The organism is Rudaea sp., assembly GCF_036560865.1.
Lineage (GTDB): Bacteria > Pseudomonadota > Gammaproteobacteria > Xanthomonadales > Rhodanobacteraceae > Rudaea.
In genome coordinates this window covers 66,561-75,126 of the sequence record NZ_DATBQK010000022.1, presented here as the reverse complement: position 1 = coordinate 75,126, position 8,566 = coordinate 66,561, and the positions used below count along the sequence as shown (strand labels likewise).

Sequence of the window (8,566 nt, the reverse complement as noted above, 5' to 3'; positions counted from 1 at the left end):
ACCGTGTCGAGCGGCAGCAGTTTTTCCGCCTTCACGCCGGTCGCATAACGCGCGCTCTGCGGACAGTACGCGCAGTCCTCGGGGCAACCGCCGGTCTTGATCGACAACAGCGTCGACACCTGCACCGCATTCGCGTCGTGATGTGAGCGATGCACGTCGTGCGCGCGTTCGAGCAGATCGTTGAACGGCAGCGCAAACAGATCCAGTACTTCAGTGGGGCCGATCGAGCGGCGCGATCTGGCCTGGTTTGCAGAGGCGCGTGATGTGGACAACGGACTTGTGGCTGAGGCGGTCATCGCAGACTCGGGCTTGGCGTAAACTGCCGCGAGTGTGGATACGCAAACCGCCACTGTCAACTTGAACCGGTCCATGTCGGTTGACAGCCTCTGGCAGCGGCTGCAATTCGCCTTGTTGCCGCCGCACTGCTTGCTCTGCGGCCGCCGCAGCGACCGCGCGCGCGACCTGTGCGCCGCCTGTGCCGCGGATCTCACGCCCAATCGCTGCGCGTGCGCACGTTGTGCCTTGCCACTGCCGTTGCCCGCCGCGTTGTGCGGCGAATGTCTCAAGCACGCGCCGGCGTTCGATGCGGCGTTCGCACCCTACGTCTACGGCCATCCGCTCGATCTGCTGCTGACCAAGCTCAAATTCGGCCGCAGCCTCGCCGCCGGGCGCGTGCTGTCCGAGCTGTGGATCGCCGCGTTGCGCGAAGCGCTAGCGAGCACAGCGATATCCGCGCTGCCCGATCTGTTGATTCCGATGCCGCTGCATGCTCAGCGCCTGCGCGAACGCGGCTACAACCAGGCGCTGGAGCTCGCCAAACCCTTGGCGCGCGAATTCGGTATCGCGCTTGCGCCGGACCTGCTCAAGCGCACACGCGCAACGCCGCCGCAAGCGAATCTCGATGCGGCGATGCGACGCAGGAATCTGCGCGGCGCGTTCGCGTTCGATCGAAGCAGTCTTGGGCACAAGGCGGCATTGCCCGCGCACGTTGCGCTGCTCGACGATGTGATGACCACCGGTGCCACCGTGCGCGAATGCGCGCGTACGCTCAAACGTGCGGGTATCGCGCGCGTCGAGGTTTGGGCACTGGCGCGCGCACCGCGCGGACGCTGAACGCCATCCCCGGCGCCTGCCGGCGATGGCACACAAAGCTGCGTGAAAATCGGCGCTACAGCGGCGTGTTACCGTGCCCAATACCCCTGCGCGTAGTGCCAGCGGTCGCCACGTGGCGTCCACGCCGGCGCATTCCAGTGATAGCCACGGCGCTCGCGCAGCCAATAGCCGCGGTGCCAGACATGGGCGCGCCCACTCCAGGCCCAGTAGCCGGGCGCCCAGACGTAGCCGCGCCGTGCGGCGGGTACGACTTCGACGCGTGCCGCTGGCGGTGCGACGCGGATATCGACGAATACACGCGCCTGACTGGTCGCTGGCGCTAGTGCGGCGCCGGCGGCGAGGGCGAGCGCAAGAATGGCAGTTTGTACACGCATGATGATGGCTCCCGTAGTGATTGAACATGCTGTTGCAGCGAATCGCGCCGGTGCGGAAAGAAAAGCCGCGATTCGGGTGATTCGACCTCAAATAATGCACGAAAGCGGCAATAGTTGACCGCATTCGCGATCCTCGTTCATTTTCCATTCTGCTCGCCGGTCCGGCGTCTTGCCGTGAGCGAGGTCTCAGCGCCGCGCCGGCACCTGCCAGTGTGCCAGCGCTTCGCGCGTGCGCCTGCGCCCGAGTTCGATCACCTCATCGGCGCGGTGGAATTCGTAAAACGCGCAGACGTTGCGCGGAATGGAAATGATCAGGTCGGGCGGCTGCGCGGCGAGTTTGAAGCGCGTGATGGTTTCCTGCACCGCGTCGAGCGAACGCGCGAACAGCTCGAGCACGCCCGGATCGTTGGCCAGCGCCTGCTTTTTCTCGCGCTTGTCCAGAAGGCTGTCGATGAAACCTGCGATCTTGCGCCGGTAACCGCTGGTCGCCGCAGGCTCGCTCGCGGCACTTGGCGCAAGCACAGTCGTCGCGCCGGGCGCATCGACATTCTCGGCAGCATCGGTTTCGCTTGCCCCCGGCAGGCTGCCGCCGACGGTGCCGAAGGTCGAATCGCTCATCGGCACCTCGATCGCAGCGTCGGCGTTGCCGTACAACGTTTCGGCGGGCGCGTTGACGTCGATCGCGATCGTGCAATCGGTGAGGTCGCGCAGGGTCGGCGTCATCGGCACCGGATTGAGCAGGCCGCCGTCGACCAGGGTACGGCCTTCGTAATGATGCGGGCGGAACACGGTCGGAATCGCGATCGAGGCGCGAATCGCATCGAACAGCGGCCCGCGCGAGAACCACACTTCGCGCTGCGCGTACAGATCCACGGCGACGGCGGTGTAGCTGATCGGCAGATCTTCAATGCGGATGTCGCCGATCAGATTCTTGATCTGCTCGATCACGCGATCGCCCTTGATGAAGCCGCCGCCGGAAAACGTCCAGTCGAGCAGGCGCAACACGTCAAGGCGCTGCAGCGCGCGCGCCCAGTCGCGGTACTCTTCGAGTTTGCCCGCGGCGTAAATGCCGCCGACCAGCGCGCCCATCGAACTGCCGGCAACACTGCGAATATCGTAACCCTGTGCCTTCAATTCCTCGATCGCGCCGATATGCGCATAACCGCGCGCGCCGCCGGAACCGAGCACAAGCGAAACCGTGGGCGATGTCATGGGTACCTGCCGTTTGTCGTAACTACCACGATTGTCGTGTGCTGCGCACGCGCAACCGCATTCAAGACATTTTAGTTTAACCTAGCTGTCCATCCAGCAAAGTTTGCCAGGAGTTGCAGATGCTCGACTTTCGCACCGGCCAGATTCTCGGCTTGCTCATGCGCACGCTGCCGTTCGTGTTGCTGCGCTTGGTGGTCTACATCGGCATCACCATTGCGTATGTCATCGCGGTCGGCGTCGGCAGCGGCATCGGTCTGCTGTTCGGCAAGATCGGCGGCGGTGGCGGCGGCGGAACCGCGATCGGCGGTCTGATCGGCTTTGGTATCGTCAGTGGACTGCTTTACTGGGCGCGCGAATATCTGTTGTATCTGGTGAAAGCCGGGCATGTCGCGGTGCTGGTCGAGTTGCTCGATGGCAAGCCGATTCCTGGCGGCAAGGGCCAGATCGACTACGCGACCGGCATCGTGAAGCAGCATTTCGCTACGTCGTCGATGTTGTTCGGTCTGAATCAGTTGATTCGCGGCATCTTGCGCGCATTCAACAGCCTGACCCTGAGCATCGCCTCGTGGCTGCCGATTCCGGGACTCGATGCGCTGGTCAAGCTGATCGACAAGATCATCAACACCGGCCTGAGCCATCTCGATCAGGTGATTCTCGCGCAAATCCTGCGCAAGCCTGCGGACAACCCGTGGGCGACCGCGCGCGACAGCGTCGTGTTGTATGCGCAAAACTACCAGGGTGTCCTCAAGAACGCGGCGTTCCTGACCTTTATCATCTGGGGATTCACGCTGCTCATCCTGCTGCTGGTCGCTGCGCCGATCGCGGCGTTGATCGGCCTGTTCCATGTGCATGCCGGAATCTGGACCTTCGCGCTCGCGGTGATCGCCGCGATGAGCCTCAAGGCCGCATTGATCGATCCGTTTGCAACGACCGCACTGATCCAGATGTACGACAAGCTCACCGCCGGCCAGACCCCGAACGCCGAATGGGCCGCCAAGCTCGAAGCGATGTCGGGCAAGTTCCGCGAGTTGACGCAGAAGGCACGCGAAACGGTGACGACGCCTGTCGTGCAGTCGGCGCCACCGCCAACTACGCAATGAGTACGTAAGGATCGCGCACGCTATTGATATGCCCCTAGCGCCAACTGCAACAGGATTTTCATCTCCTCGCGCAAGCTGACTGGCGCGACGACCTCGACATCGGGACCGTATTTCAGCACGTCCATCAGCAGCTCCTTGGAGTTGCTGTAGGGCAGCTTCAATTCGTAACGGCCGTCCGTGAGCCAGGTGCCCTGCTGTTGCGAATGCCAGTGCTCGTCGGCGACCCAACGCGCGGTGTGCGGCGAAAAGCGCAGCGTCGCCCAGGCTTTGGGCGGCCCGGAAAAAATCCCGTAGCTCGACGCAAGGTGTTTGTTCAATTCGGCTTCATCGTGATCGTCCGCAGCCTGATCCTGCAGTTGCGCCTGCTTGATCCGATCGAGCGCGAAACTGCGCAGCGCGCTGCGGCCGTGGTCGAACGCGTCGAGATACCAGTTGTCGCGGTAGTGGCTCAGCCGCTGCGGCGAAACCGTGCGCTCGGTCGGCTGGTCGGTCGAGCGTGCGCGGTAATGGAATTTAAGACGCCTGCGTTCAAGCACGGCGCTGGCGACATGGCGAAACGTGGCCTCGTCGACCTTGCGCGTGCCATAGCCGATCACGCGGATGCGTTCAAGCGGGAAGCGTTTCGCTGCACCATCGGCCTGATTGGAGAGCAGCCGGTCGATGCGCGCGCGGAACGGCGCCAGCGCCGAGGAAAGGACGCCGGGGCCGGTGCGTCCGATCAGTTCGTTCAATGCGAGCAGGGCCTGCAGTTCCTCGCTGGTCAGCCACAGGCCCGGCAGTTCGAAACGTTCGCCTTCGTCTGCGGCATAGCGGTACGCAGCGTTGTCGCCATCGCTTTCGATCGGTGCGCCGAGCGCATCGCGCAGGAAGGCGATATCGCGATATGCGGTCGCGCGCGAACAGGAAAGTTCATCGAGCAGGCGCGCCAGCGGCACCGGATAGCGCGCGGATTTCAGAATCCGGTGCAGGGACAGAATGCGTTCGTAGCGATCCATGTGCGTATTGTGCACGCCACGGCATTGGCGCGCACGGGTTTGGGCGGCAGTCGGTTGCCTGCGAGGCAATACGCTACCATGTCGCAATCGTCGCATCCGCCAGCCCATGCCGCACGAAAATCTAAAACTCCACGAACCGGTCGGCGATGAAGTCAAGACGACGACCTGCTACATGTGCGCGTGTCGCTGCGGTATAAAAGTACACTTGAAAGACGGCCGCGTGCGCTACATCCAAGGCAACGCCGCACACCCGGTGAACAAGGGCGTGCTCTGCGCCAAGGGTTCGGCCGGGATCATGCAGCACTATTCGCCGGCGCGACTGTCGAAGCCCCTGCTGCGCATGGGTGAGCGTGGCGCGGGCGAGTTCCGCGAGATCGAATGGGACGAGGCGCTCGCGTTGGCGACGCAATGGCTCGGCGATATCCGCAAGACCAATCCCGACAAGCTCGCTTTCTTCACCGGTCGCGATCAGTCGCAGGCGCTGACCAGCTGGTGGGCGCAGCAATTCGGCACGATCAACTACGCCGCGCACGGTGGCTTCTGTTCGGTCAACATGGCCGCGGCCGGCATGTATACCCTGGGCGGTTCGTTCTGGGAATTCGGCGAACCGGACTGGGATCAATCCAGGTATCTGTTGATGTTCGGCGTGGCCGAGGATCACGACTCCAATCCGATCAAGCTCGGTCTCGGCAAGCTCAAGAGTCGCGGCGCCAAGATCGTCGCGATCAACCCGGTGCGCACCGGCTATGCCGCGATCGCCGACGAATGGATCGGCATTCGCCCCGGCAGCGACGGTCTGTTTGTCGGCGCACTGATCCAGGAACTGCTGCTGCACGACTGGATCGATTTCGATTATCTGGTCAAGTATACAAATGCGCATTACCTGATAGTGCGCAACCCGGGTGCCGCGGATGACGGGCTGTTCGCGCGCGATGCGCAGGGCGAGCCCTTGTGCTGGGACAAATCGAGTGCTTGCGCGAAGCCGGCAAACGCGCTGAATATCACGCCGGCGATTGTCGGCGAATACGTTCTTGACGACGGCAGCAAGGCCGTTTCCGCGTTCCAATTGCTGGCCGAGCGCTTTCTCGCGAGCGAGTACGCAGCGGACCATGTCGCCGCAACTTGCGGCGTCGACGCCGCCACGATTCGCCGCATTGCCGCCGAGATCGCCGATGTCGCCTTCAATCAAGCGATCCACCTGGGGCAGCCGTGGACCGACGCATGCGGCCGCGAACACGCGGAAATGATCGGCCGTCCGGTCGCGCTGCATGCGATGCGCGGGATCAGTGCGCATGCGAACGGCTTCCATACCTGCCGCATGCTGCATGTGTTGCAACTGTTGCTCGGCGCGATCGACACGCCGGGTAGTTTCCGTTATCAGCCGCCGTATCCGAAGCCGGTGCCACCGGCGAATCGACCGGGCAGGATGCGCCGCGACAACGGTACGCTCGACGCGGCGCCACTCGGTTACGTGCACGCACCGGACGAACTCGTCGTCGATGCCGCCGGCCGCCCGCGGCGCATCGACAAGGCGTTCTCGTGGGAACACCCGCTGGCCGCACACGGCATGTTGCAGAGCGTGATCCGCAACGCATGGGCCGGCGATCCCTATCGCATCGACACGCTGTTCCTGTTCATGGCGAACATGGGCTGGAACTCGGCAATGAACACCGGTCAGACGCGCGACATGCTCGCCGACCGCGACGTCGAAAGCGGCGAGTATAAAATTCCGCATTTTATCTATGTGGACGCGTACTGGTCGGAAACGGTCAACTTCGCCGATCTGGTGTTGCCAGACACGACCTACCTCGAACGTCACGACTGTATCAGCCTGCTCGACCGGCCGATTTCCGATGCCGATGGGGCGGCCGATGCGATCCGCCAGCCCGTGGTTTCAGTCGATCGCGATGTGCGCCCGTTCCAGGACGTGCTGCTGGAACTCGGTGCGCGCCTGCAGCTGCCCGGCATGACGAACGAGGATGGTGCGGCGAAATATCCGCGCGGCTATGCGCAATACATGGTCGAGCACGAACGTGCGCCGGGCGTCGGTCTGCTCGCCGGCTGGCGCGGACGCGACGGCTCGAAGCAGGCGATCGGCGAACCGAATCCGCAGCAACTGGATGCTTACAAGGCGCACGATTGTCACTGGGAGGCGAGGGTTCCGGCCGCGGGGCGCTACTACAAGATGGCGAACCGCGATTATCTGCAATGGGCCAAGTCGCTCGGTTTTCTGATCTCGACCGACGCGATCGTGCTCGAACTGTATTCCGAGCGTCTGCAGAAATTCCGCCTCGCCGCGCAGGGGCATGGTGCGCCGCAGCCGCCCGCGAGCGAACGTGCGCGCGTGGAAAAATTCTTCGATCCACTGCCGTTCTGGTACACCGATACGAATACAGAGAAACCCGTTTTTCACTCTCCCCTTGCGGGAGAGTCGGCGCGCAGCGCCGGAGAGGGGGAAAAATATCCGCTCGCCGCGATTACCCAGCGCCCCATGTTCATGTACCACGCCTGGGGTTCGCAAAATGCGTGGCTGCGCCAGATCGCGGCACGCAATTTTCTCTACCTGCACCCCGACACGGCCAACGAGCATGCGGTCGCGGATGGCGATTGGGTCTGGGTCGAATCGGCACATGCGCGCATTCGCGTGCAGGCCAAATATCACCGCGGCACGGCGCCCGGCGTGGTGTGGACCTGGAACGCGATCGGCAAGCACCGCGGTGCATGGAAACTCGACGCCGATGCGCCGGAGTACACAAAGGGATTTTTGCTCAATCACGCGATTGACGATCTGTTGCCGGCGCGCGCGGACGGCTATCGCTACGCCAACGCCGATCCGGTGACCGGCCAGGCTGCGTGGTTCGACCTGCGCGTGCGTCTCGCACGCGACGAGGCGCCGCTGACAGCGGGGCAGCGCATCGAATTGCTGTACGCCGGCGCGGGTACCGCATGACGATGCTGCCGCAGCCCGGGACGAAGAAGCTCGGTCTGGTGATTGATCTGGATATCTGCGTCGGCTGCCACGCCTGCGCGGTCGCGTGCAAGGAATGGAACGACGGCGGCGATTTCGGTCCATTGCCGGACGAGAATCCCTACGGCAAAGAGCCGCTCGGCGTCTGGTTCAACCGCGTGCATAGCTACGAGGTGACGGGAGACGGGAGACGGGAGACGGGAGACAAAGCGCAAGTTTCGAACGCTCTTCCGTCTCTCTCTTCCGGTTTCCCGTCTCCCGCAATGACCGTCCACTTCCCGCGCTCCTGCCTGCACTGCGAGACGCCGGAATGCGTCACCGTCTGCCCGACCGGCGCGAGCTACAAGCGTGCCGAGGACGGCATCGTGCTGGTCGACGAGGACAAGTGCATCGGCTGCAAACTGTGTTCCTGGGCCTGTCCCTACGGTGCGCGCGAATACTCCGAACAGCGCGGCGTGATGCAAAAGTGTACTTTGTGCGTCGACCGCATCTACAACGAAAGTTTCGACGAAATCGACCGCCAACCGGCTTGCGTGATGGCCTGCCCGACGCGCGCGCGCCATTTCGGCGATCTTGGCGACGTGGACTCCGCCGTGTCGAAACTCGTGGCCGCGCGCGGCGGTTACGATCTGATGCCGGAGATGGGCTACAAGCCGGTCAACAAATATCTGCCGCCGCGGCCGCGGCGCGATGGCTCGACTTGCACATCGGCCAAGGCCGCGCCGGAGGCGATCGATCCAACAAAGCTGCCGCCGCTGTTGCGCTGGATGGACAAGATTCTTTCGCGCTGAACTTTGCGAGCCT

Annotated in this window: 7 protein-coding genes and 1 pseudogene; 4 read left to right on the top strand and 4 right to left on the bottom strand. The window is 63.5% G+C overall.

What is annotated here, in order from left to right; genetic code table 11:
• Window positions 1-296 (bottom strand): annotated as a pseudogene (locus VIE67_RS02560) (hypothetical protein); the annotation flags it as partial.
• Window positions 297-369: 73 nt separating this feature from the next.
• Between VIE67_RS02560 and VIE67_RS02555 the strand changes: the two are divergent.
• Window positions 370-1,113: a ComF family protein gene (locus VIE67_RS02555; protein WP_332022965.1), complete on the top strand. Its 744-nt coding sequence runs from the start codon at window positions 370-372 to the stop codon at window positions 1,111-1,113.
• Window positions 1,114-1,181: 68 nt separating this feature from the next.
• Here the strand turns inward: VIE67_RS02555 and VIE67_RS02550 are convergent, their stop codons facing one another.
• Together VIE67_RS02550 and VIE67_RS02545 are read right to left on the bottom strand one after the other, a co-directional pair.
• Complete coding sequence (locus VIE67_RS02550; protein WP_332022963.1) at window positions 1,182-1,487, bottom strand: YXWGXW repeat-containing protein; 306 nt, start codon at window positions 1,485-1,487, stop codon at window positions 1,182-1,184.
• A gap of 186 nt (window positions 1,488-1,673) precedes the next feature.
• Window positions 1,674-2,699, bottom strand: coding sequence for a patatin-like phospholipase family protein (locus VIE67_RS02545; protein WP_332022961.1), 1,026 nt, complete (start codon window positions 2,697-2,699; stop codon window positions 1,674-1,676).
• Window positions 2,700-2,818: 119 nt separating this feature from the next.
• Between VIE67_RS02545 and VIE67_RS02540 the strand changes: the two genes are divergently transcribed.
• Complete coding sequence (locus VIE67_RS02540) at window positions 2,819-3,799, top strand: hypothetical protein (RefSeq protein ID WP_332022959.1); 981 nt, start codon at window positions 2,819-2,821, stop codon at window positions 3,797-3,799.
• A gap of 20 nt (window positions 3,800-3,819) precedes the next feature.
• Here VIE67_RS02540 and VIE67_RS02535 read toward each other — a convergent pair whose 3' ends face one another.
• Window positions 3,820-4,794: a helix-turn-helix transcriptional regulator gene (locus VIE67_RS02535; RefSeq protein WP_332022957.1), complete on the bottom strand. Its 975-nt coding sequence runs from the start codon at window positions 4,792-4,794 to the stop codon at window positions 3,820-3,822.
• Between the two features lie 106 nt (window positions 4,795-4,900).
• On the opposite strand from VIE67_RS02535, the gene VIE67_RS02530 reads away from it, so the two are divergent.
• Both VIE67_RS02530 and VIE67_RS02525 read left to right on the top strand, forming a co-directional pair.
• Window positions 4,901-7,744 (top strand): molybdopterin oxidoreductase family protein, encoded by a 2,844-nt coding sequence (locus VIE67_RS02530; protein WP_332022955.1) that lies wholly within the window; start codon window positions 4,901-4,903, stop codon window positions 7,742-7,744.
• On the top strand, window positions 7,741-8,553 hold the full coding sequence (locus VIE67_RS02525; protein WP_332022954.1) for a 4Fe-4S dicluster domain-containing protein: 813 nt from the start codon (window positions 7,741-7,743) through the stop codon (window positions 8,551-8,553). Before VIE67_RS02530 ends, VIE67_RS02525 begins: the two co-directional genes overlap by 4 nt.
• Window positions 8,554-8,566: the final 13 nt, after the last annotated feature.

What these genes read in the sequence shown, in the direction of transcription:
- VIE67_RS02525 (WP_332022954.1), top strand. Translation starts at nt 7,741, where the DNA reads ATGACGATGCTGCCGCAGCCCGGGACGAAGAAGCTCGGTCTGGTGATT.
- VIE67_RS02555 (WP_332022965.1), top strand. Translation starts at nt 370, where the DNA reads ATGTCGGTTGACAGCCTCTGGCAGCGGCTGCAATTCGCCTTGTTGCCG.
- VIE67_RS02550 (WP_332022963.1), bottom strand. Translation starts at nt 1,487, where the DNA reads ATGCGTGTACAAACTGCCATTCTTGCGCTCGCCCTCGCCGCCGGCGCC.
- VIE67_RS02540 (WP_332022959.1), top strand. Translation starts at nt 2,819, where the DNA reads ATGCTCGACTTTCGCACCGGCCAGATTCTCGGCTTGCTCATGCGCACG.
- VIE67_RS02535 (WP_332022957.1), bottom strand. Translation starts at nt 4,794, where the DNA reads ATGGATCGCTACGAACGCATTCTGTCCCTGCACCGGATTCTGAAATCC.
- VIE67_RS02530 (WP_332022955.1), top strand. Translation starts at nt 4,901, where the DNA reads ATGCCGCACGAAAATCTAAAACTCCACGAACCGGTCGGCGATGAAGTC.
- VIE67_RS02545 (WP_332022961.1), bottom strand. Translation starts at nt 2,699, where the DNA reads ATGACATCGCCCACGGTTTCGCTTGTGCTCGGTTCCGGCGGCGCGCGC.